This window comes from Streptomyces sp. NPDC029014 (assembly GCF_055564695.1).
Window position 1 is genome coordinate 1 of sequence record NZ_JBVHVT010000040.1, and the last position, 24,136, is coordinate 24,136.

Here is a 24,136-nt window from a genome sequence, read left to right on the forward strand (position 1 = left end):
CTTGGGGATCGCACGCGCGTGGGTTTTCTTTTTCCTTTTCCCCCCCCCCCCCCGCACCCAACCCCCCCGCCTTCCCGGGAGGGGGGCGGAATCCCCCCCCCCCCCCCCCCCCCCCCCCCCCCCCCTTCGCTGTCGGTGGGGGCCGCTAAGGTCCACTCCGTACCGCGACCCCGGGGGGTGACGCGCGGCACGCGGGGGCCGCCGCACCGTACTTCGGCCACACCACCGAAGGGGGCGGCACCACATGACCACCGACACCACCAGCACAACCACCACCGGCGCCACCCGCAGCACCGCGGCGGACCCGCCCGGCCGCGCGAGCGAGGCCGAACTGCTCCTCAAGGCCGGCGCGGTACTCCCGTACGGCACCGGAGGCGCCGGGCCCGAGGCCGTGGAGCTCACCGCCCGCGCCTACCGCCACCCCGGGCTCGCCGACGACGACCGGGTCGTGGTGCGCCTCTCCGCCGCCGAACTGGGCGCCGCCGAGGACCGCGCCGCCGGCTTCCTCGGCCTGCAGCCCGACGGCGAACCGGCCGTCGTCGGCCTCGGCCGCCGCCGGGAGCTCGGCTTCCCGGAATGGCTGCTGGTCCACCACCCGCAGGACGGGCACCACGCCCTGGCCCTCGTCCCCGAACTGGAGCGGATCGCCCGCCGGGCCGGGACCGCGCCCAAGGCAGCCCTGGCCGCCGGCCACGAATTGGCCGAGCGGCTGGCCGGCTCCCTGCCGCACTTCCTGCCGGTCGTCTGCGAGGAGGCCGCGCGCGTCTTCCTCGCCAACGGCAAGCCCGCGTTCGCGGCGCAGCTGCTCGCCCGCGCCCGCAAGAGCGAGACCAGCCACGGCCTCCCCGTCGACGAGGACCGCCTCGACGCCGTCCTCCTCGAATTCGCGCTGGCCGGAGCCCTCCCGGTACGGGTGCTCACCGGCCACGGCAAGGACCTGGAGGCGCGCCTGCCCGCCCCGGAGGCGTACGCGCGCTTCCGCCGCCTGTGCATACGCCGCACCGCCGGCGGTATGACCCCGTCCGCCCAGGCCTCCGTCACCCTGCGCCGGCTCGCCCGCGCGGCCGGCCTCGACCCGGCCACCGCCGAGCAGGAGTACCTCGCCGAACTGCTGCCCCTGCCCGCCGTATCCCGTGCGAACACCGCCTGGTGGAAGACCCACGAGGCCGCGCTGATCGCCCTCGGCCGCCGGCAGCCCGCCGTCCGCGCCGGCCTGCTGTCCCTCGTGCCCGCCTGCGAGGAGGACGGGAACGGCGAACTGTCCGCCCTGTGGCTGGACATCCTGGAGGATTCGGGCGCCACCGCCGCACTGGCCTGCGAGACGCCCACCCCCGAGGAGCACTGCGCCGACGGCGCCGCCGGCTGGCTGGAACGGTTCCACGCCGCCCGACACTCCGGCTGGGGCACCCGGCCCGCACTCCCGCCCCTGATCCGCCTCGTGGAGCGCTGCGCCGACCGGCTGCGCACCGAACTCGCCGCGCCGCACCGGGAAGACGCCGCCCTGAAGATCGGCGTCCAGGACCTCGCCCTGCTCGACCGGCTGCTCTCCCTCGGCATCCCCGTCGAGGACCCGGGGGACCGGGACCAGCTCGACCTGGCCGGCTGGGCCGCGGCGGAGGAACGCTGCGACCTGCTGGGCGTCGCCGCCGACGAGCGGTTCCGGCCCGCCTTCGACCGCTCCCTGGACGCCTGCCACGACAACAGCACCACCCAGGACATCGTCCACCACCTGGCCGCGTCACCCGGCGGCCGCCCGATGCTCACCGCATGGGTGCGCGCGCTGGCCCGGGCCTGCGCGGACACCGGACTGCCCGGCCTGCCGCAGGCGGTCCAGCGCCTCACCTGGCTCCCCGCCCGGGCACTGGCCCTCGCCGAGGAGGAGGTGGCCGCGGCCGGCGCCACCGACGTCGAGGCCCTGCTGGCCCGCACCCTGAACGGGGGGCTGTTCCAGGAACTGGTCTGGCCCGCCTGGGAGGAGGCGGTCGCCGCATTGGCACCGCGCCACAACGAGCCGGACCTCACCGTGGTCAGCGCCTGGCCCCACCTGATCGTGGCGGGCGAACGACAGGTCCGCGTCATCGACGCGCACTCCACCGTCCTCGTCCACGACCTGCGGACCCCCGGCACCGCCCGGCGCTCCGTCGGCTTCCACTACGTCGACGGCGCGCTGCTCGTCTGCTGGCGTCCCTGGTACGGCGGCGGAGAAGTGCAGGGCTACTGGCACACCGCCCCCGACCGGATCTTCACCCTGGACCCGGGCGAGAACCCCTGGCGCCTCAGCCTCCAGTACACCGCCCTTCCCCTGGCCGACGGCGGTCTCACCACCGGCGCGGGCATCCTGCACCGCGGCGACACCGCTCTCCCGGAGGAACGCGCCACCCTGTCCGACGGACACGCCTACTGGGTCTGGGACGACGGCACGGACGAGCCCGCCGGCTGGGCCGCGTACGACCCCGCCGCGAACGCAGTGGGCCGGCGCTCCCTGCCCGGCTTCCTCGCCGAACCCCTGCACGGCCTCCCCGAGGGCAGCACCCTGTGCGCGGGCAGCAGCTGGCTGCGGCCCGCGCCCACCGTGGAGGACTCGGTGCTCGGCGCACCCGTCGACGGCCTCCTCGGCCTGCGCGTCGTCGACGTCCCCGGTCAGGGGCACCGGGCCCGCGACACCGCCGGACGGACCGTCACCCTCCCCGAGGGACTCCCGCTCGCCGCGGTCACCTTCCCCGGCGACGACCGCCCGCGCGCCCTGTCCGCGCACGGGGGCCGCTTCCGGCTCACCGACCCGGAGGGCATGGCCACCACCGAGTCGCACCCCCGCTCCCCGTACGCCGCCGCCGGCGTCAGCACGGACGAGCTGCCGCCCGCCACCCACTGGTTCTGCCTGCGCCCGCGCGACCCGCAGGGCTCGGCGGCGCTGCGCACGGCGGACCGGGACACGGCGGCCGCGCTGCTCGCCGCGGCCGCCGCAGCCCGCAGGACGGCAGGCCCCGCGGACGCCACCGGGGCCGCCGACGCACTGACCGCCCTGGTACGGGAGGCGCTGCCGCAGGTCACCGACCCCGTACTGGTCCGGGGCGTCGCCGACTGGATCGGCTTCGCCCTCGACCAGCGGGCCACCCTGGACGCCGTCACCGCGCGCATCGCCGCGGCCGCCGCCGCGCCGGACGAGACGGACCGGAGCACCCCGCCCGGTCCCTGGGACGACCTGGTGGACGAGGCGTTGTCCGGCCTGACCGGAGCCCGTCAGTACGGCTGGGGCAGTGGCCGGACCGACGGCCTGTTCCGCGTCCTGTCCGCCCTCGCCGAGGTGGCGCAGGACACCGGGGCGGAGGCCGAACCCGGCCGGCTGCACACCGAGATGCCCGGCCTGCCGTTCACCGCCCTGCCCTGGACCCAGCTGCTGGAGCAGCCGGCCGCCCTCGCCTACCGGGCCGTCGCCGCGGCCACCACCGACGAGCAGCGGCAGGCCCTCCTCGCCCTGCTGCGCCGCGTCGACGGGCTGGGCATGGCCTCTGCGGCCGCCGGCCGGTGGCGGCTCGCCCGGGTCCACCTGGCCCAGCGCGAACTCCTGAACAAGCCGGTCACCGCTCGCCACCCGTACCACAGCAGCGTCCTGCCCCTCGGCGGCGGAGCCTTCCTCGCCACCGGCCGCGACTGCACGGCGAAGGCCGACGGCTACGAGCTCGCCGCCGTGCAGTACGACCCCGCCGGCCGGTTCACCGTGCCCGAGCCCTACACCCCGTGCCGCCACAGCCCCCTCGGCGACCCGGCACGCGACCCCGACTGGCTCACCCGCTTCCTCGACGGGGCCGCGGAGCGGGGCCCCGCGCCCTGGCTGCCCGCGGCCGCCGAGGAGTTCGCCCGGCTCACCGGCGTGTCCGCCACCCTGGCCCGGCTGGTCGTCGCCGGTCTGCCCGCCGTCGACCACCACGAGCGCAGCTTCCTGACCGCCGGGCAGCGGGACGCGATCGGCGTCAAGGCCGGCGACGCCGCCGTGGCCCGCGACGACCTCAGGCGGCTGGGCGCCGAACTGCGCCGCTCCCTCGTCGCGGCCCTGCTGCCCGCCGACCCGGCCCGGCTGTGGACCGACGGCCCCGACGCGGCCGCGGCCGCCGCGGTGTGGAACCAGCGGGTCGGCCGCCGCGTCCCGGTCCCCGAACGGCTGACCGCCGAGTCCCACCGGGAGGTCGTCTCCCGCTGGCCCGCCCTGCGCTCCCTGCCCGCGGTGCTCGATCCGGCCGCCGCCCCGCAGCTGAGCACCGACGCGCCCTGGGAGGTGAAGGAAGGCCGGGCGGTGCACGCGGCCCCCGACGCCGAGGCGTTCTCCGCGGACGTGCTGACCGGAGCGGTGGCCATGGTCGCCTGGCTGGCCCACCGGCTGCCGGCCGGCGACCCGGTCCGGGCCCTCCTGCCGGCGGCGCTCACCGCCGTACGGGAACGGCTCGCGGCCCCGGAACTACTCCTGGAGGTCGGCGCGTACACGAGCGCGGCCGAGTTCCGCACGGCCGCCGGCGCCCCGACCCGCACGGCCGAGCACTTCGAGGAGTACGGGGCGGTGGTCCTGCCCCGCACCGAGGGCGCGTCCCGGCCGGCGCTGCGCCCGACCCTGCTGGACTCCACCGGCAGCGACCCGTACCTGCCGCTGCTGCGCCGCACCGACCAGCGGCCGTACCCCGTGGAGACCGCCCTGCGCTGCGTCCACGACCCGCGGTTCGCGGCGCTGCTCGCCGACCCGGGCGCGCCGGCGGCGGGTGTGGTGGACGAGGACGGTACGTGGTGGCCGCAGGATCCGGGCCGGTCGGTGCCGGAACTGGTGGCCGAGGTGCGGGCCGCGCACGGGCTGGGCGGGGATGCGGCGGTGCTGTACCTGATGCTGCTGGCGATGGCGGATCCCACGGACCGGAACACGGCCCGGTGGACGGGCTGGAAGCCGGCCCGGCTGAAGGCGGCCCGCGCCGAACTGGCCGCCACCGACCTGGTGGTGACGGCCGCCCGCACCCGGGCCGGGCGCACCCTGTTCCTCCCCGGCGGCTGGGTGGAGCCGGCCTCGCCCTGGCTGCCGCTGGAGGAGTGGAAGGCCCCGATGTACGAGCTGCTCGCCGGGCGGGCGCCGCTCCTCGGCGTCCTGGTGCCGGTCGAACCGGTCGCGGACCTCTACCGGCGCGCCTGGCAGCGCGTCCGCGAAGGCGACGCACCCCGGTTCGGCGAGCTGAAGACACGACGCGGCCGCCGCCGCTGACCCCGGCCCGCCCGGCGGCGCCAGGGGCCGGATTCACCCCCCGGGCGGCGGCCCCGCCGGCGGCGGGACGGCCGACGGGAGTACCGCCGGCGCCGCCGGGGCGGCCAGTTCGGCCAGGACGATCGCACTCGACGGAACGGCCCTGCGCAGTTCGAGCAGCTGCGACAGTGCCGCGTACAGGTCGTCCTCGCCCAGGTACGCCTCCCGCGCCAGCGCCAGGTTCGCCCGGACCTCCACCTCCTGCCAGGCGTACCGCCGACGCAGATTGGCCATCTGGCGTGCCTCGGCGCGCAGGAACGCGGCCCCGGCGGAGAACCCGGCGGCCAGCAGCGCCAGCACGGCGGCGGGCACCCGGGCGTCGGCCGAGGCGAGCCCCGCCGCCCCGGAGAACACGGCGAGGACCGCCGCCGGGAAGCCCAGGACGAGGTGGGTGGCGTTCCAGAGTTTGCTGCGGCGCTGCGCCCGCTGCGCGCCGGTCCTGGCCTCGGCGGCGATCTTCTCCACTTCCGTGGTCAGGTGCCGCATCTGGGCACTGCCGTCGGCGCGGCCCACGCCGCCGGCCCCGGGCTCCCCTTCCGCCATCACTTCCCCCCGTCCTGCGGACGACACCGAGCGACCAGCACACCTACCACCCGACGAGCCCGCGGGGGAGCGGATCCGGCCACGGCCGCCGTCAGCCGAGGCGGGTCGGGGAGGAGGCGGCCGGGGCGAGGAGGCGGGGTGCGCCCGAGCCGTCCGCCGGGACCGTCCACAGGTCCGAGGTGTCCGCCGCCCCGTCCGCGGGCAGGGCGTAGGCCACGGTGCGGTCGTCGAGCCACAGGGCCTGGTCGTCCACGCTGTGCTTCTCCGCGAGCGGGTGCTCGCGCAGGGTCCGCAGGTCCATGACGTGCTCGCGCCACAGCTGCGCCCCGCCCTGCACCCGCTTCTTGTACGCGATCCGCGTCTCGTCGGGCGACAGCGACGGGCACTCGACGTTCTTGGCCAGGGCGGTGACGCTGCGCTGCCCGATCGAGCCCTTCACCAGGTACGTCTGGCCGGCCGTGCCGAGCGTGGCGTAGAAGGTGTCGTCGTCCTTGGCGAAGGTGACGCCCCAGAAGTTCACGTCCGCCGCGGTGTACGGCTTGCCGTCGACGACGACGGCGAACTTCTCCAGGTCCGCCTCCAGCGTTCCGCTGCGGGTGTCCGCGATCGCCGTACGGGTGGAGAAGAACGCCGACCCGTACGACTCCCCGGACACGAAGACGGTCCACGCGGCGAACCGACCGCTGGGGGACACCCGGGCCCGGGAGGGCGTGCCCGCGAGGGGGAAGCTGCGCACCGGCCGCAGCTCCGCGTCGACGATGACCGCCCGGTTGTCCTGGGCTAGTGCGCCCGGCGTGGAGGCCAGGCACACCCCGGTGCCGGCGGCGGCGTGGAACCGCTTGCAGTTCAGGCCCGAGGCGGTCCGCCCGCCCTCCGGCGCCTTGGCCGCGACCGAGACGACGGACCCGCGGTGCGGGCCCGGCGCGCCGTTGAGGAACGCCAGGCCGTCCGGCCGGTCCAGGGTGACCCGGCCCTCGGCGACCGTGGGGTCGCCCTCCCGGGTCCGCTCGGTGCGGGCGGCGGCGCGCACCACCAGCACGGCGGCGAGCCCCCCGAGGAGCAGCACGGCCAGGACGAGTACGAGCAGGCGGCGGGAGCGCGTCATCGGGTTCCTCAGGAGCGTCGGGCCGGGGCGGGAGCACCGTCCGGTCCCGTCGGGCGGAGTACGAAGCCGGCGACGGCCGCGCAGCAGCACAGGCCGGCCGCGGCGGCGGCGAGCGCGGGGCCCGGACCCCACAGCGTCCACGCGCCGCCGAGGGCGAGCGAGCAGCCGAAGCGGGCCAGTGCCTGGCCGGTGCCGACGACGGCGAGCCCGGTGGCCCGCAGCCGGGCGGGCACGGCCGCGCCGACGGCGGCGGGCAGCACCCCGTCGGTGGCTGCGTAGAACATGCCGTGCAGCGCGAGGACCAGGAACGGCAGGGCCGGCCAGGCGGGCGTCCACAGCAGCAGCCCGTACCCGGCGAGCAGCAGGGCGTGCCCGGTCAGGAACACCGCGCGGCGCCCGATCCGGTCGGCGAGGACGCCGGCGGGCACGGCCAGCAACAGGAACACCGCGGCGGTGCCCAGGGGGAGCAGCGGGAACCAGCGCTCGCCGATGCCGGTGCGGTCCTGGAGCAGCAGGTACAGGAAGGCGTCGCTGACGGTGGTCAGCCCCAGCAGGGCGGCGCAGGCCGCGAGGGCCCGCAGCCGGGGGAGCCGCAGCAGGGCCAGGGCCTCGCGCAGGCCGACCGCCGCCGGCTTCGCGGGCCCGGTGCCGGACGTACCGGTGCCGGGTGCAGCGGTGGCGGACGTACCGGCGCCGGCGGATCCGGATGCGTGCCGTCCGGGGCCGGTCGGCGCGCCGCCGGACGGGACGAACAGCACCAGCACCACCACCCCGAGGACGGCCACGCAGCCGCTGACCCCGAAGACGGCGTCGTACCCGTCGACCGCCGCGCCCAGGATGAGGAAGGCCGCGAGCGGGCCGAGCAGGGCCCCGGTGGTGTCCATGGCGCGGTGCACGCCGAAGGCCCGGCCCTGTGCCCCGGGCGGGGTGGACAGGGAGATCAGCGCGTCGCGCGGGGCGGTGCGCAGCCCCTTGCCGGTGCGTTCGAGTGCGAGGACCACGCCCACCGGGCCGAGGCTGTGCGCGAGCAGCAGCAGCGGTTTGCACAGGGCGGACAGGCCGTAGCCGATGCCGGCGATCAGCTTGTGGTTGCGGACCCGGTCGGCGAGGTGGCCGCCCAGTAACTGCACCAGTGCGCTGACCCCGTTGTACAGCCCGTCCAGCGCGCCGAAGCCGAGCGGGCTCAGGCCCAGTCCGGCGACCAGGTAGAGCGGCAGGACCGCGCTGACCATCTCGGAGGAGACGTCGGTGATCAGGCTCACCGTGCCCAGCGCGAGCACGGCCGGGGCGACGGCGCGGGACCGGACGGTCCCGCCGCCCGGTGCGCCCTCGGTGCCGCCGGGCGCGGAGCGGTCCGCCAGGTACATGCGCTCGTTCGCTCCCGATGCCGACGGTCCGGGCCGCGCGGACGCGGCCGTGCGCGGGTACGTACGTTCGTCCGCGCGAGGGGAACCCTAGTGGGTGTACGGGCCAACCGGGCGGCTTACGAAGGGATTCGGCCGTGATCCGCCCGGCGGGGGTCAGTCCTGCCGGCTGCTCTCGTCGCGCAGCCAGGTGGAGAAGTCCCCGGTCCGGATGGCCTTGCGGGACCCCCGGCGGGCGGCGAGGGCCGCCACGACGAAGACCACGATGCCGGGGAGCAGCGCCGGTTGGGCCAGCAGCAGCGCCCCCAGGTCGCCACCCCCCGTGCGCGCGGACGGCGCCGGCTGCGTTGCGCCCGACCCCGACCCCGACCCCGATCCCGTCCCCGATCCTGATCGCATGCCGGCACCCGTCCCCGACTGCGCCTGAAAGTCCTCCAGTTCGGCGGACGAGGTGGACGCCCGTACCTTCCGCCGGATCAGGTCGGCCCAGGTGCGCGGCGGCCGCACGACCACCCGCACCTCCTCGACCACCCGGCGCTCCCCGGGCGCGAAGGCGAGCGAGGCGGCCAGGTCGTCTGCCATCAGCGGCGGCAGGGCGGCGAGCCGGGCGTGCCCCCGCTCCGACACCGCGATCACCCCGCGCCCGAACAGCCCCTCGCGGACGGCCGGGAGCCGCTGCCAGACCCGGTAGTACGCGCGGACCGGCCAGGCGCAGCCGGACAGCGGGATGTCCCGGCCGGGGGCCGCGGCCAGCAGCTCCGGACCGGCGGCGAAGGCCTCGGCCAGGGCCCTTGCCCCGGCCGCGTCGAGGACGACGTCGGCGTCCACGTACAGCCGGGGGAAGCCCCGCGCGTGCTCGTCCCCGGCGCGAAGTGCCGCGTGTTTGGAAGGGGTCGGGATCTCCACCACCCGGACGCGGTCGCCGCGGGCGCCCGCCACCGCGGCGGTGTCGTCCGTACAGCCGTTGCACACCACGACGATGTCGGGCGCCGGACGGCCCGGTTCCGGGCCCTCGGCCAGGAGCGCGTCGAGCAGGCGGCCGATGACCCGGCCCTCGTTGTGGGCCGGTATCACGATGCTGGTCACCCCGGAAGTATGCACGCGCCGAACCTCCGCTCCTGCTGTTTCCCCCAACTCGCCCCGGCCGTAGGGATGGTGGTCTAGATTGAACGGAGCCGACCGGATTCGGCGTGCTTCGGCAGCGCTGATGTCCCGCCGGAGCAGGGCAGTTGGGGAAGAGGCGGGTGCGGCGGCCGGGGGGAAACTGGCTGCCCGTCCGTGGGCCGGAGCGGCGCGTGGGGTGCCGGGGCCGGCCGGGGGGCGGAAGTACGTGGAACACGTAGGGCATCGGTCGTGGGGGGCCATCACCGTTGGGCGGGTCATGCACGGGTCGCGCAGGCGCCCGGCCCGCCGCCGACGGCACCCCCTTCCTTCGCACGCGTCCCCGCCATGGGTTGTCGTCACGCCCGCGGGCGTGCGCGGAACGGAGAAGGGGAACACTGTGAAAGACACCGCGAAGGACGCGGGGCAGGACACCGCAGCAGCAGGCGGGGGGCTGAAGAAGCCGTTAGGTGTCGCCGTCGTCGGCGCGGGCTACTGGGGCCCCAACCTCGTCCGCAACTTCCAGGCCAGCCCCGAGTTCCGGCTCCGCTGGCTGTGCGACCTGGACGTCGACCGGGCCCGCCGGGTCCTCGGCGGGTACTCCACGGTCCAGGCCACCTCCGACCTCCGGGCGGTCCTCGCCGACCCGGCCGTCGAGGCGGTCGCCGTCGCGACCCCGGCCGGCACCCACCTCGACGTCGCCCTGGCCGCCCTGCGCGCCGGGAAGCACGTCCTCGTGGAGAAGCCCCTCGCCGCCACCTACGAGGACGGACTGCGACTGGTCACCGAGGCCGAGAAGCGCGGCCTCACCCTCATGTGCGACCACACCTACTGCTACACCCCGGCGGCGGTCCGCATCCGCGAGATGGTCCGCTCCGGCGAACTCGGCGAGATCCAGTTCTTCGACTCGGTCAGGATCAACCTGGGACTGGTCCAGAAGGACGTGGACGTCCTGTGGGACCTCGCCCCGCACGACCTCTCCGTCCTCGACTTCATCCTCCCCGACAAGGTCCGGCCCGTGGCCGTCGCCGCGCACGGCGCCGACCCGATCGGCGCCGGCCAGTCCTGCGTGTCCTACCTGACCCTCCAGCTCAACACCGGTGCCATAGCGCACGTCCACGTCAACTGGCTCTCCCCGGTGAAGGTCCGCACCACCATGGTCGGCGGCTCCAAGCGCACCCTGGTCTGGGACGACCTGAACCCCGCCCAGCGCATCGCCGTCTACGACCGCGGAGTGGAGCTGACCGCCCCGCAGGAGATCGGCGAGGCCCAGCGCCGCGACATGCTCGTCTCCTACCGCAGCGGCGACATGGTGGCGCCCGCGATCGGCGAGAAGGAGGCCCTGCGCAGCATGGTCGAGGAGTTCGCCGCCGCCGTCCGCACGGGCCGCCGGCCGCTCACCGACGGCTGGGCCGGCCTCCAGGTGCTCGACATCCTGGAGGCGGCCTCCCGCAGCCTGGAATTCCGCGGCGCGGTCGTCGGACTGCGCACCGGACGCTGACCGTTCGACCGCACCGTCACGCCACGGCCCGCCGCGACGCACACCCGCGGCGGGCCCGGCACGCAGCAAGCACGACAGACTTCAGTGGGGGCAAGGCGTTGAGCAAGGTTCGAGACAAGAGGATCCTGGTCACCGGCGGAGCGGGCACCATCGGCTCGCACGTCGTCGACCTGCTGGTGGAGGGCGGGGCCCGCGAGGTCGTCGTCCTCGACAACTTCGTACGGGGCCGCCGGGCCAACCTGGCCCGCGCCCTGCAGAGCGGCGTGGTGGACGTCATCGAGGGCGACATCCGCGACACGGCCGCCGTGCACAAGGCGACCGAGGGCGCCGACCTGGTGTTCCACCTGGCCGCCATCCGCATCACCCAGTGCGCGGAAGAGCCGCGACTGGCCAACGAGGTGATGGTCGACGGCACGTTCAACGTACTGGAGGCGGCCGTCGCCGCAGGAGCGGGAAAGGTGATCGCCTCCTCCTCGGCCTCGGTGTACGGGCTGGCCGAGTCCTTCCCCACCACCGAACGCCACCACCCGTACAACAACGACACCTTCTACGGGGCGGCCAAGGCCTTCAACGAGGGCATGCTGCGCAGCTTCCACGCCATGTACGGCCTGGACTACGTGGCCCTGCGGTACTTCAACGTGTACGGGCCCCGGATGGACATCCACGGCCTCTACACCGAGGTCCTGATCCGGTGGATGGAGCGGATCGCCGCCGGCGAACCCCCGCTGATCCTCGGCGACGGCACCCAGACCATGGACTTCGTCCACGTCCGGGACATCGCCCGGGCCAACCTGCTGGCCGCCGAATCGGACCTGACCGACGAGGTGTTCAACGTCGCGAGCGGCACCGAGACCAGCCTGCGCGAGCTGGCCCTCGGCCTGCTCCGGGCCATGGACGCCGAGGGACTGGAACCCGAACACGGGCCCGCCCGCGCCGTCAACGGCGTCACCCGCCGGCTCGCCGACACCACGCGGGCCGTCGAACGCCTCGGCTTCACCCCCCGCATCGACCTGCCCGACGGCCTGCGGGACCTCGTCGACTGGTGGCGGGCCGAGCGCGCCGCCGACCCCGCCGCAGGCCAGGAGGCAGCCCGATGAGCGCCCCGGACACCCCCGCCCGCATCCCCGTCATGATCCCCTGGCTCGGCGAGGAGGAGGCCCGCGCCGCCGCCGACGCGGTGCTCTCCGGCTGGGTCGCCCAGGGCCCCCGCGTCGCCGAGTTCGAGCGGGCCTTCGCCGACCGCGTCGGCGCCGAGCACGGCATCGCCGTCAGCTCGTGCACCACCGCCCTCCACCTGGCCCTGATCGCGCTCGACCTCGGCCCCGGCGACGAGGTCGTCGTCCCCTCCCTCTCCTTCATCGCCACCGCCAACGCCGTCCGCTACGTCGGAGCGCACCCCGTCTTCGCCGACGTCGACGAGGCCACCGGCAACCTCACCCCGGCCACCGTCGACGCCGTCCGCACCCCGAGGACCCGGGCCGTCCTCGCCGTCCACCAGGGCGGCGTCCCCGCCGACGTGCACGCCCTGCGCGCCGCCTGCACCGACTGGGGCGTCGCCCTCCTGGAGGACGCCGCCTGCGGCATCGGCGCGACCGTCGGCGGCAAGTCCGTCGGCCACGGCGCCCTGATCGCCGCCTGGTCCTTCCACCCCCGCAAGGTGATCACCACCGGCGAGGGCGGCATGGTCACCACGGACGACGCCGCCTGGGCCGAGCGGCTGCGCCGGCTGCGCGAGCACGGCATGAACGTGTCCGCCGCGCAGCGGCACGCCAGCAGCACACCGATCGCCGAGAGCTACCTGGAGGTCGGCTACAACTACCGGATGACCGACATCCAGGCCGCGGTCGGCCTGGTGCAACTGGGCAGGCTCGAAGAGATCGTGGCCCGCCGGCGGGCCCTCGCCGCCCGGTACGCCGGCCTCCTCGACGGCATCCCGGGGCTGCGCGCCGTCCGGGACCCCGAGTACGGCGAGGGCAACTTCCAGTCGTACTGGGTCCAGCTCGGCGAGGACTTCCCGGTCGGCCGGGACCAACTGCTCGCCGTGCTCGCCGAGTCCGGTATCTCGGCCCGCCGCGGGATCATGGCCGCGCACCTGGAGCCCGCGTACGCCGGACACGCCGCGGCGCCGCTGCCCGTCACCGAACGGATCACCCGGGACTCGCTGATCCTGCCCCTGTTCCACACGATGACGCACGAGCAGCAGGACCGGGTCGTGGCCGTGCTGCGCGGGCAGGCCGGCGGATGACCGGGCCCGCCACCGAGGACCTGCTGATCGTCGGCGCGGGCGGCTTCGCCCGCGAGACCGCCCAGGCGGTGCGGGACGCGGCCGCCGCCGACGTGGCGCACGGCCGCGCCCCCCGCTGGCGGCTGGCCGGGCACCTGGACGACGACCCGGCCCTGCACGGGCGGGAGGTCGACGGCGTACCCGTCCTGGGCGACTGCGACCTGGTGCACCGGCTGCCCGCCGCCACCAGGGTCGTGGTCTGCGTGGGCAGCCCGCACGACTATGGGGTACGGGCCCGCCTGGTGCGCCGCCTCGACCTGCCCGAGGACCGCTACGCGACCGTGGTCCACCCCACGGCCGCCGTCTCGGCCTCCTCGGTGCTCGGCCCCGGCACGGTGCTGCTCGCGCACTGCGCGCTGACCGCCGCCGTACGCGTGGGCGCGCACGTGGCGGTCATGCCGCACGCGGTCCTCACCCACGACGACACGGTCGGGGACTTCGCCACGCTCGCTTCCGGGGTCCGCCTCGGCGGCGGCGTGTGGCTGGGCCGGGGGGCGTACGTCGGCGCGGGCGCCCTGGTCCGGGAGTACACCACGGTCGGCGCCTGGTCGCTGACCGGTATGGGGAGCACGGTCCTCGCCGACGTGCCGCCCGGGGAGGTCTGGGCCGGCAGCCCGGCCCGCCGGCTGCGCGAGGCGGGGGCCCCGGCCCTCGACGAACTGCGGGCCGACGGGGCACGGGCCGACCGGGCTTGGGCCGACGGCAAGGAGACCGGCCACCGGCCGGGGACACGGATGGGGAGCACAGCCCGATGAACCAGATACCGCTCGTCGACCTCAAGGCCGCGCACGCCGAGATCGCGGACGAATTACGCGCCGGGTTCGACCGTGTGCTCGCCGACACCGCCTTCATCGGTGGCGAAGAGGTCCGCGCCTTCGAGCGCGAGTACGCCGACTTCGCCGGCGTCGCACACTGCGTCGGCGTCGCCAACGGCACCGACGCCCTCGAACTCGCCCTGCGGGCCGTCGGCGTCGGCGTCGGGGACGAGGTGGTGCTGCCCGCCAACACCTTCATCGCCACCGCCGGCGCCGTGAACCGGATCGGCGCCCGCCCGGTCCTCGTGGACTGCGTCCCCGACACCCTGCTGATCGACCCGCAGGCCGCCCTCGACGCGGTCGGCCCGAGGACCCGCGCCGTGGTCCCCGTCCACCTCTACGGACAGTGCGCCCCCGCCGCGGAACTCGCCGCACACCTGCCCACCCGGGCCCGCATCGTCGAGGACGCCGCCCAGAGCCAGGGCGCCACCCGGGACGGCCGCCCGGCCGGCAGCGGAACGATCGCCGCGACCAGCTTCTACCCGGGCAAGAACCTCGGCGCGTACGGGGACGCCGGGGCGGTCGTCACCGACGACGAGGAGGCGGCCGGCCTGGTCCGGGCCCTGGCCAACCACGGCGGCACCGCCAAGTACCGGCACGACGTCGCCGGGTTCAACAGCCGCCTCGACGGCCTCCAGGCCGTGGTGCTGCGGGCCAAACTGTCCCGGCTCGCCGACGCGAACGCCGCCCGCCGCGCCGCCGCCGCCCGCTACGGCGAACTGCTCGGCGACCTGGCCGCCGCCGGCCGTGTGACCCTGCCCGCCACCGCGGAGGGCAACGTCCACGTCTGGCACCTGTACGTCGTCCGCATCAGCGGGGCCGACCGGGACGAGGTCGTCGGCAAGCTCAACGCCGAGGGCATCGGCGCCGGCGTGCACTACCCGGCCCCCGTCCACCTCACCCCGGCCTTCGCCCACCTCGGGCACGGCCGCGGGGACTTCCCGCACGCCGAGCAGGCCGCGGACCGGATGCTCTCGCTCCCGCTCTTCCCACAGATCACCGCCGCCCAACAGCAGCGGGTCGTGGAAGCGTTCACCAACGCCCTGCGCTGACGCAAAAGAGGAACAGATGACAAGACGACGGACAAGGCGGCTCCGGTACTGCCTCTTCACCGTGGTCGCAGCCCTGATGGTCACGGTACTGCCGCCGTCCGCGGTGGCGGGGGCGGCGGACCCCTGCGGTCCCACCACGAACGCCATCGTGTGCGAGAACTCCAAACCGGGCACACCGATGTCCGACTGGTTCTCGCCCAGCGCCTACGGCGACATCAAGGGCTTCAGCGCCCAGATGAGCGTCCAGGCCGGCGACACCGTGCAGTTCAAGGTCCAGTCGCCGACCCCGTACCGGGTCTCGGTCTACCGGCTGGGCCACTACGGGGGCGACGGCGCCCGCCTGATGTCCACCGCAGCACAGGCGGCCCAGACCCACCCGGCGAACTTCGCCGCGGGCGGGCAGCCGCAGAGCTGCACCACCAAGGCCTCCACCGGCCTGGTCGACTGCGGCAACTGGCCCACCACCGTCACGTGGACGGTGCCCGCCGACGCGGTCTCCGGCGTGTACATCGCCAACTTCGACCAGGCGGACGGCAACGGCGTCATGCCCTACCCGTTCGTCGTCCGCAACGACGCCAGCCACTCCGACGTCGTCGTCCAGACCAGCGACCAGACCTGGCAGGCGTACAACAACTACGGCGGCCAGGACCTCTACGACGGCCACGGCCCCGCCCCCGACGGCCGGGCCTACGAGGTCAGCTACAACCGGCCCATGGACATCGGCGGGGAGAACGGGATCTACGGATCCGAGTACCAGATGATCTCGTGGCTGGAGCGCAACGGCTACGACGTCAGCTACATGTCCGGCATCGACATGTCGAAGCGCGGCGCCACCCTGCTCCGCAACCACAAGGTCTTCATGTCCTCCGGGCACGACGAGTACTGGACCCAGGACCAGTTCACCAACGCCCTCAACGCCCGCAAGGCCGGCCAGCACCAGACGTACTTCAGCGGCAACGAGATCTTCTGGAAGACCCGGCTCGCCCCGAGCATCGACGGCACCAACACCGCCGACCGCACCCTGGTCTGCTACAAGGAGACCAAGCTCTCCTTCCCGCAGCCGAACGGCGTCCCCGACCCGAGCGGCATCTGGACCGGTACCTTCATGGACCCGGCCAGCGCCACCAACGGCCGGCCCTACCAGCCGCAGAACCAGCTCACCGGCACGCTGTTCAGCGTCAACGGCTACCGCAGCGACGCCATCACCGTGCCCGGACGGTTCGCGAAGATGCGTCTGTGGCGCAACACCACCGTCGCGAACCTGACCCCCTCCCAGACCGCCACCTTCCCCACCGGAACCCTCGGCTACGAGTGGGACAGCGACGTGGAGGACGCGGGCCGCCCGCCGGGCCAGATCCAGATGTCCTCCACCACGGTCGACATCGAGGACGGGAAGCTCCGCCTGGACTACGGCAACACCTACGGCAACGGCACCGCCACCCACAGCCTCGTCGCCTTCCGCGACCCCACCTCCCGCGCCCTCGTCTTCGGCGCGGGCACCGTCCAGTGGTCCTGGGGCCTGACCAACATGCCGACGTCCGACCCGGACGCCGTCGTGGTCACCGAGGACAAGCGGATGCAGCAGGCCACGGTGAACGTGTTCGCCGACATGGGCGTCCAGCCCAGGAGCCTCCAGTCCGACCTGGTCGCGGCCACCGCCTCCGCAGACACCACCGGCCCGACCGTCACCGTGACCAGCCCCGCGGCGGGCGCCACCGTGCCCGCCCTGCGCCCCGTGACCGTCACCGGCACCGCCGCGGACAGCGGCGGCGTGGTGGCCCGCGTGGAGGTCTCCACCGACGGCGGCACCACGTGGAAGGCGACCACCGGCATCGGGACCTGGAGCTACACCTGGACCCCGACCGCTCCCGGCTCGGCGCAGCTCAAGGTGCGCGCGGTCGACGACAGCGTCAACACCGGGGCCACCACCACCGTCCCGCTCACCGTGGGGCCCCAGCAGTGCCCCTGCACCGTCTGGCCGGCCGCTGCCGTGCCCGGCACGGTCAACGCCGGCGACGGCAGCGCCGTCGAACTCGGAGTGAAGATCCGCTCCTCGGTGCCCGGCTCCATCACCGGCATCCGCTTCTACAAGTCTCCGGCCAACGTCGGCACCCACACCGGCAGCCTGTGGTCCGCCTCCGGGCAACGCCTGGCCACCGGCACCTTCACCAACGAGACGGCCTCCGGCTGGCAGCAGCTCAACTTCGCCACCCCCGTGCCGATCAAGCCCAACACCACCTACGTCGCCTCCTACTTCGCCCCGAAGGGCGGGTACTCCTTCGACAACACCTTCGCGGCCGCCGAGGCCGGACTGGCCCCGCTGACCGCCCTGCGCAGCGGCACCGACGGCGGCAACGGCGTCTACCGGTACAGCGCGACCGGCGGCTTCCCGTCCACCGCCGCGAACGGCAGCAACTACTGGGTGGACGCGGTCCTGGACACCTCCACGGCCAGCACCACCCCGCCCGCGGTCACCACCACCTCACCCCAGTCCGCGGCGACCGGCACGGCGATCACGGCCGGGGTCACGGCCACCTTCACCACCGCCGTGGACTCCGAGGGCCTGGAGTTCACCGTCAAGGACGCGGGCGGGGCGGCCGTACCCGGCAGCAAGGTCTTCGGCGCCTCCAACAGCGTCACCTTCACCCCGGCCGGCGAACTCGCCCTCAACTCCACCTACACGGCCTCCGTGAAGGCGTCCGACCTGTGGGGCAACACCATGTCCGAACCGGTCACCTGGAACTTCACGACCAGCCCCAACCCACCCCAGGTCAACTGCCCCTGCACCCTGTGGAACAGCACCACGGCCCCGAGCACCGCCAACGTCGTCGACGACGCCAACTCCGTGGAACTGGGCACCCGGTTCCAGACCGCGGTGAACGGCTACGTCACCGGCATCACCTTCTACAAGGGCCCGAAGAACACCGGTACCCACACCGGCAGCCTGTGGTCCTCCTCCGGGCAGCTGCTCGCCACCGGCACCTTCGGCAGCGAGACCCTCTCCGGCTGGCAGCAGCTGAACCTCACCACCCCGGTGGCCGTCACGGCCGGCACCACGTACGTGGTCTCCTACCACGCGCCGAACGGCAACTACTCGGTCGACGGCGGCTACTTCACGGCCGCCCACCGCTCGTACCCGCTGGTCGCCCCGGCCGACGGCAGCGGCGGCGCCAACGGCCTCTACAAGTACGGCGCCTCCACCACCTTCCCGACCAACACCTTCGGATCGGTGAACTACTGGGTCGGCCCGGTCTTCACGACGACCCCGCCGCCCGCCGCACAGGCCGGTCTGTCCTCGGAGGTGAGCAGCCAGTGAGCACGGTCAGCGTGGTGATCCCCTGCTACAACTACGGCCACTTCCTGGCCGACTGCGTCCGCAGCGTCCTGGACGAACAGCAGGGCGTCGAGGTCCGCGTGCTGATCATCGACGACGCCTCGCCCGACGGGTCCGGCGAGGTCGCGCGGGCCCTCGCGGCCGGCGACCCGCGCATCGAGGTCCGCGTGCACGAGCAGAACCGGGGCCACATCGCCACCTACAACGAGGGCCTGCTGGAGTGGGCCGACGGGGACTACGTCGCCCTGCTCTCGGCGGACGACCGGCTCGTCCCCGGCGCCCTCGTACGGGCGGCGGCCCTGCTCGACGCCCACCCCGAGGCCGGGTTCGCGTACGGGCGGCCGCTGCGCTTCCAGCACGGCGGCCCGCTCCCGCAGGCCCGGACCCGCAGCACCGGTTCGGTGGTCTACCCCGGCCAGTGGTGGCTGGAGCGGCGCTTCCGGGAGGGCACCGGGTGCATCACCTCGCCCGAGGTGGTCGTCCGCACCAGCCTCCAGCGCAAGGTCGGCGGCTACGACCCGAAGCTGCCGCACGCCGGCGACATCGAGATGTGGATGCGGCTCGCCTCGCACGCCGACGTGGGCTACGTCCGCGGCGCCGACCAGGCCTTCTACCGGGTCCACGGCAACAACATGTCCACCACCGACTTCGGCGGCCAGCTCGACGACCTCCGCCAGCGCCTCGTCGCCTTCGACTCGGTGCTCGACAAGTGCGGGGACCTGCTGCCCGACAAGGACCGGCTGTCCCGGCTGGCCCGGACCCGGCTCGCCCGGTACGCGCTGCGGCGCGCCTACCGGGCGTACGACCGGGGTCGGACCGGTGTGGTCCCGGTGGAGGACCTGGAGGCCTTCGCCGCCGAATGCCTGCCCCGGTACACGGCACTGCCCGAGTACCGGGCGCTGGTCCGGCGGCGCCGGATCGGGGCGCGGACCATGCCGTACCTCCAGCCGCTCGTGCTGTCCGCGGTCGCCGACCGGGGACGCGAGTGGCTGTGGTGGGAGTCCTGGAAGCGGCGAGGGATCTGATGGACCACCGGCACGACCCGTACGACCAGCAACACCTGCACCGCCCGTACGATCCGCTCCCACCGTACGACCGGGACCGCCGCCTCGCGCGGCGGTCCCGCCCGCGGTACCCCGAAGGTTCAGCCGGCGGCCACGGCCCCCGTCAGCCGCTCCCCGCCCGGGAGCCGGCCGCCGGACCCGGCGGGGGTCCCCGCACCGCCCCCGGTTCCGGCGTCGGCGCCCTCGCGCCGGCGCCGGTTCCGGCGTACCAGCAGCCGGTCGGCCCACAGGGCCGCCGGCACCCCGGCGACCACGGCCAGCGCCGCGATGCCGACCAGCGCCCGGCTCCTGGTGCCCTGCTGCGCGACCGCGGACGGCGGCACCAGCTGGTCCACGCTCATCCGCGACCCGGTGGGGACGCCCTCCGCGTCCTGCAGCGCGGCCACGCGCCGCGCGTACGCCTCGATCACCGCGCGCACCGCGGCGTTCGCGGTCTCCGGATCGGTGTGCTCGGCCTGCACCTGGAGCGAGGGGATCAGATAGCGCGGCGTGACGCTGGTGCCGCTGTTCCGCGGCAGCAGCCGGTAGTCGGCCGTCACCCCCTTCGCGCGCAGCTCGGCCCGCCCCTCGGGCGACTCCAACTGCTGCACCACGGCGTACGAGACGGCGGCCAGCGGCGGCTGCAGGTTGGCCAGCTGGTTCGGGTACCTCCCCGTGACCGGGGGTTTGAGCACGACGATCGCCGCACTCACATGGACCGGGGTGGGGCGGAGCACCTGAAGCGCTCCGGCCGCGGCGAGCGCCGCCGCCACCACCAGGACGTACCAGCGCCGACGCAGCGCACGGACCAACTCACCAGGCGACACGGGGATTCCTTCCGTCCTGCACGATCCTTGCAGCACATCCCGCGCCCCGCCATCGAATCCGGCAGCTCGCGGGGGCGCGCATGAGCATCCGCGACATGGGCGCCGTCCTGCGCCGCCGCTGGTACGTGATGGCCTCCCTGACCCTGCTCGGCCTGGTCGCCGGGCTGCACCTGTACCGCTCGGTGCCGGTGGAGTACCAGTCGGAGAGCTCGGTGGCCCTGCTGGACTCCACCGCGGTCGCCGAACTCGCCCCTACCTTCGGCAACCCCATCTCGAACGCCGGCGGTTCGCTGGTGGTCACCGCCGACGTGCTGATCCGCACCCTGTCCGGCGCGGACGCCGCCCGCGCCCTCCAGGGCCTGGGCGTCACCGACCCGTACGCGGTCGGCTTCGCCGCCAACACCTCCGGGCCGATGCTCACGCTGTCGGTCACCGGCACCGACCGGGCGAAGGTGCTCCAGGAGACCAACGTCCTGACCTCCTTCGCCGGGGAGCAGCTCAACGCCCTCCAGACGGCGGCCGGCGTACAGCCCGCCTACTTCGTCCAGACCGCGCCCGTCGTACTGCCGCAGACCCCGGTGCCGCTGCTCAAGAGCCGCTACCAGCAGGTGCTCGGCGTGATGATCCTGGGCACCACCGCCGGGTTCACCCTGTCCTTCGTCACCGACGGCGCCCTCGCGGCCCGCCGCCGCAGGCGCGCCGCCGCCGACGCGGCACGGGCGGCAGCCGGGGAGACGGGCCACCCCGCCCCCCGGAGGTCCCGGCGGGCCGCCCTGCGCGCCGCCCGGGAGCGGCTCCACGAGCGCCGCCGCGGACGCAGCCTCGACGCCGCCGCCCTGCTCACCGGCTACCTGGCGCTGGCCCTGTTCATCCCGTCGAACCTGACGCTGCCCGGCCTCGGCGGGGTCGGCACCCCGGCCAACGCCTTCGCCCTGCTCTGCCTGCTCTGGTACCTGGCGACCTGGCTGACCGGCCGGATCCGGCCGGTCCCCGGGACCCGGCTGCCCCGGATCGTGATGCTCGTCCTCGCCCTCGCGGTACTGGGCTCGTACCTCGCCAACGCGACCCGCGGCAGCTCGCACAAGGAGGTCCTCGGCGCCGACCGGGGCCTGATCGGGCTCCTGGTGTGGGTGTCCCTGGTCGTGCTGGTGACCGCCGGCATCCACGACCGGCCCCGGCTGGACGTGCTGCTGCGCCGGATGGTGGTGATGGGGGCGGTGGTGGCCGCGATCGGCTTCTACGACTTCTTCACCGCGACGAACATCGCCGACAAGATCAGCATCCCGGGCCTGCAGTCCAGTGTCCCGCAGATCGCCACCCTGGACCGCGGCTCGTTCACCCGGCCCCGCTCCACCACCGCCCAGCCGCTGGAGTTCGGCGGGATGCTCGCCATCCTGCTGCCGTTCGCCGTCCAGCAGGCCTTCGACCCGGTCCGCCGGCACCTCGCCCGCTGGCGGCGCTGGGCGCCCGTGGTGCTGATGGGCGGCGCGCTGCCGCTCACCGTGTCCCGGACCTCCATCATCGGGGCCCTGCTGGTGGTGCTGGTGATGGTGCCGCGCTGGAAGCCGGAGCGGCGGTGGGCGGCGATCGGCCTGCTGGGCGCGTCGGTGGCCGCCTTCAAGGTGATCATCCCCGGTCTGATCGGCACCATCACCGCCCTGTTCGCCTCGTTCCTCTCCAACGGCGACAGCAGCACGCAGGCACGCACCGTCAAGTACGGGGCGATCGTCCCCTACCTGGAACAACGCCCGCTGTTCGGCCGCGGCTTCGGCACGTTCACCCCGAACCTGTACTTCTTCACCGACAACCAGTACATGCTCACCCTCGCGGAGATGGGCCTGGTCGGTGTCGCCGTCCTGCTGGTGCTGTTCCTCACCGGCATCCACCAGGGCGGAGCCATCCGCCGCCTGGCCCGCACCGACTCCGACCGGGAACTCGGGCAGGCGTTCTTCGCCTCGGCCGTGGTCTCCCTCGTCATCAGCGCCACCTTCGACAGCCTCAGCTTCCCGATGTTCGCCGGGATGTTCTTCCTGACGATCGCCGCCGGAGGCAGTTACCTCGGCTTCATCCGGCGCTCGGCGCCGAAGCCCCGAACCGCGGAGTCCCCATGTCCTCCCGTCCCCACCACCCCGACCCGGGTACCGGTCCCGTAGCCGTCCTCGTCGTCACCTGGAACAGCGCCCGGGTGCTGCCCGCGTTCCTCGCCTCCCTGCCCGAGGGCATGGCCGGGCTCGACTGGCGCCTCGTCGTCGCCGACAACGACTCCGCCGACGGCACCGCGGACCTGGTCCGCTCCCTCGCCCCCGACGCCACGGTCGTGCAGACCGGCCGCAACGCCGGCTACGCGGCCGGGGTGAACGCCGCCCTCGCGGCCGCGGCCGGCTGGGACGGCGGCTTCCGCGCCGCCCTGGTGTGCAATCCGGACGTCCGGATGCGGACCGGCTGCGCCGCCCGCCTCGTCGACGCCCTCGACGCCCCGCTGTCCGGCGGCCGCCGGGTCGGGATCAGCGTCCCCCTGCTGTACGAGGAGGACGGCGCCCTCCACCACTCGCTGCGCCGGGAGTCGGCGGTGACCCGCGCCCTGGGCGAGGCCGTGATCGGCAACCGCCGCGCCGGCCGGTTCCCCCTGCTCAGCGAACTGGTCACCGACCCGGCCGCATACCGCAGGGCCACCGTCGCCGACTGGGCGACCGGCGCGCTGATGGCCCTGTCCCGTCCCTGCCTGGACGCCTGCGGGCCGTGGGACGAGTCGTTCTTCCTGTACTCCGAGGAGACCGAGTACTGCCTGCGGGCCCGCGACCACGGCTTCGCCACCCGCCTGGAGCCCGCCGCCTTGGCCGTCCACCTCGGCGGTGACTCCCAGGTCTCGCCCCGACTGTGGACGCTGCTGACCCTCAACCGGGTACGCCTCTACGGCCGCCGCCACGGCGCGGCCGCCACCGCCGCGTTCCGCGCGGCCGTCCTGCTGCGGGAGACCTCGCGGGCCGTCCTGGGCCGCCCCGCGAGCCTCGCCGCGGCCCGCGCGCTGGCCACCCCGTCGGCCCTCCGCGCCACCCCCGGGCCCTGACCCGGCCGGGTCACCCGGGGGGCGGCTGGCCGTTCCAGGCGGTGTAGAAGCTCCCCGGGTTGACCAGGTAGCGGACGGTCGGTCGGGGCAGGTGCCGGACCTCGTGGCGGCGCGCGTACCGGCGTACGAGCTCCCAGTCCTCCCGCGGCAGGACCTCCGGGGTGCGTCGCAGGCGGCTGAAGTGCAGCGACCGGGTGCGGCGGGCCACGAACGCGTTGGTGTCGAGGAAGGCCTCGCGGGCGGCCCGGCGCCGGTCGAAGGGCACCGACAGCACGTCCCGCTCCGAGCCGTCGGGAAGCACCCGGCGCAGGGCGGTGTACACGGCGTCCGGCCCGCCGGGCGGCTCCAGCACCGCCAGCGCCTGCTCCAGGTGGTCGGGCTCCCACAGGTTGTCGTCGTCCAGGAAGGCCACGTACCGCGAGCGGGTCAGCCGGATCCCCACGTTTCGGACGACGCCGGCCGTGCCGGTGTTGCGGGCCAGGGACACCGCGAACAGCCTGGGGTCGGGCGGGAGTTCGGGCAGGCCCGCGCCGTCGTCGACGACGATCACCACCTGGTCGGCCACCGTCTGTCCGAGGGCGGAGCGGACCGCCGCGCGCAGCGCCTCCGGCCGCCGGTGGGTGGCGATCACGGTGGCGACCAGGGCGCTCGGGGGCCGGCCCAGCAGGGCGGCGAGCCGGCGGGTCTCGGCGTCCTCGAAGCGGCGCAGCCGCACCGCGGACGGGGCCAGTACGACCTTGTTCCTGGCCTCGAACAGCACCAGCCAGCCGAAGGCCCGCTTCAGCAGCTCCCACGGGGCCCGGGCGATGCGCCGCATCTTGTCCT

The 24,136-nt window shown here is 74.7% G+C and carries 16 protein-coding genes; 10 read left to right on the plus strand and 6 right to left on the minus strand.

The window, feature by feature from the left end; translation table 11 throughout:
• Window positions 1–244 precede the first annotated feature (244 nt).
• The gene (locus tag ACZ4VL_RS22220; RefSeq protein WP_468202535.1) at window positions 245–5,236 is read left to right on the plus strand and encodes a DNA-binding protein; all 4,992 of its coding nucleotides are present in this window, start codon (window positions 245–247) and stop codon (window positions 5,234–5,236) included.
• Window positions 5,237–5,269: 33 nt separating this feature from the next.
• Here ACZ4VL_RS22220 and ACZ4VL_RS22225 read toward each other — a convergent pair whose 3' ends face one another.
• From ACZ4VL_RS22225 to ACZ4VL_RS22240, 4 genes are all read right to left on the minus strand, one after another.
• On the minus strand, window positions 5,270–5,818 hold the full coding sequence (locus ACZ4VL_RS22225) for a hypothetical protein (RefSeq protein ID WP_468202537.1): 549 nt from the start codon (window positions 5,816–5,818) through the stop codon (window positions 5,270–5,272).
• Window positions 5,819–5,909: 91 nt separating this feature from the next.
• Window positions 5,910–6,923, minus strand: coding sequence for a TolB family protein (locus tag ACZ4VL_RS22230; RefSeq protein WP_468202540.1), 1,014 nt, complete (start codon window positions 6,921–6,923; stop codon window positions 5,910–5,912).
• A gap of 8 nt (window positions 6,924–6,931) precedes the next feature.
• Window positions 6,932–8,290, minus strand: a complete 1,359-nt coding sequence (locus ACZ4VL_RS22235; RefSeq protein ID WP_468202542.1) for an MFS transporter — start codon at window positions 8,288–8,290, stop codon at window positions 6,932–6,934.
• Window positions 8,291–8,443: 153 nt separating this feature from the next.
• Complete coding sequence (locus tag ACZ4VL_RS22240) at window positions 8,444–9,373, minus strand: glycosyltransferase family 2 protein (RefSeq protein ID WP_468202545.1); 930 nt, start codon at window positions 9,371–9,373, stop codon at window positions 8,444–8,446.
• A 415-nt stretch (window positions 9,374–9,788) separates the two neighbouring features.
• Between ACZ4VL_RS22240 and ACZ4VL_RS22245 the strand changes: the two genes are divergently transcribed.
• From ACZ4VL_RS22245 to ACZ4VL_RS22275, 7 genes are all read left to right on the plus strand, one after another.
• On the plus strand, window positions 9,789–10,889 hold the full coding sequence (locus ACZ4VL_RS22245; protein ID WP_361085220.1) for a Gfo/Idh/MocA family protein: 1,101 nt from the start codon (window positions 9,789–9,791) through the stop codon (window positions 10,887–10,889).
• Between the two features lie 98 nt (window positions 10,890–10,987).
• Window positions 10,988–11,986, plus strand: coding sequence for an NAD-dependent epimerase/dehydratase family protein (locus ACZ4VL_RS22250; RefSeq protein WP_468202548.1), 999 nt, complete (start codon window positions 10,988–10,990; stop codon window positions 11,984–11,986).
• Entirely contained in the window at window positions 11,983–13,134 is a 1,152-nt protein-coding gene (locus tag ACZ4VL_RS22255) for a DegT/DnrJ/EryC1/StrS family aminotransferase (protein ID WP_468202551.1), read from the plus strand. Before ACZ4VL_RS22250 ends, ACZ4VL_RS22255 begins: the two co-directional genes overlap by 4 nt.
• On the plus strand, window positions 13,131–13,928 hold the full coding sequence (locus tag ACZ4VL_RS22260; RefSeq protein WP_468202554.1) for an acetyltransferase: 798 nt from the start codon (window positions 13,131–13,133) through the stop codon (window positions 13,926–13,928). Before ACZ4VL_RS22255 ends, ACZ4VL_RS22260 begins: the two co-directional genes overlap by 4 nt.
• On the plus strand, window positions 13,925–15,040 hold the full coding sequence (locus ACZ4VL_RS22265) for a DegT/DnrJ/EryC1/StrS family aminotransferase (RefSeq protein WP_468202557.1): 1,116 nt from the start codon (window positions 13,925–13,927) through the stop codon (window positions 15,038–15,040). The genes ACZ4VL_RS22260 and ACZ4VL_RS22265 overlap by 4 nt, the downstream gene beginning before the upstream one ends.
• A 16-nt stretch (window positions 15,041–15,056) precedes the next feature.
• Complete coding sequence (locus ACZ4VL_RS22270; protein ID WP_468202560.1) at window positions 15,057–18,356, plus strand: DUF4082 domain-containing protein; 3,300 nt, start codon at window positions 15,057–15,059, stop codon at window positions 18,354–18,356.
• Window positions 18,353–19,399, plus strand: coding sequence for a glycosyltransferase family 2 protein (locus tag ACZ4VL_RS22275; protein ID WP_468202563.1), 1,047 nt, complete (start codon window positions 18,353–18,355; stop codon window positions 19,397–19,399). Before ACZ4VL_RS22270 ends, ACZ4VL_RS22275 begins: the two co-directional genes overlap by 4 nt.
• A 119-nt stretch (window positions 19,400–19,518) precedes the next feature.
• Here the strand turns inward: ACZ4VL_RS22275 and ACZ4VL_RS22280 are convergent, their stop codons facing one another.
• Window positions 19,519–20,244 carry a hypothetical protein gene (locus ACZ4VL_RS22280; protein WP_468202565.1) on the minus strand — a complete coding sequence of 242 codons (726 nt, stop codon included), beginning with the start codon at window positions 20,242–20,244 and terminating at the stop codon, window positions 19,519–19,521.
• 80 nt (window positions 20,245–20,324) lie between these two features.
• Here ACZ4VL_RS22280 and ACZ4VL_RS22285 point away from each other — a divergent pair, with 80 nt between their 5' ends.
• Together ACZ4VL_RS22285 and ACZ4VL_RS22290 are read left to right on the plus strand one after the other, a co-directional pair.
• The gene (locus tag ACZ4VL_RS22285) at window positions 20,325–22,397 is read left to right on the plus strand and encodes an O-antigen ligase family protein (protein WP_468202568.1); all 2,073 of its coding nucleotides are present in this window, start codon (window positions 20,325–20,327) and stop codon (window positions 22,395–22,397) included.
• Window positions 22,352–23,311 carry a glycosyltransferase gene (locus tag ACZ4VL_RS22290; protein WP_468202571.1) on the plus strand — a complete coding sequence of 320 codons (960 nt, stop codon included), beginning with the start codon at window positions 22,352–22,354 and terminating at the stop codon, window positions 23,309–23,311. The genes ACZ4VL_RS22285 and ACZ4VL_RS22290 overlap by 46 nt, the downstream gene beginning before the upstream one ends.
• Window positions 23,312–23,321: 10 nt before the next feature.
• Here ACZ4VL_RS22290 and ACZ4VL_RS22295 read toward each other — a convergent pair whose 3' ends face one another.
• The gene (locus tag ACZ4VL_RS22295) at window positions 23,322–24,128 is read right to left on the minus strand and encodes a glycosyltransferase family 2 protein (RefSeq protein WP_468202574.1); all 807 of its coding nucleotides are present in this window, start codon (window positions 24,126–24,128) and stop codon (window positions 23,322–23,324) included.
• Window positions 24,129–24,136: the final 8 nt, after the last annotated feature.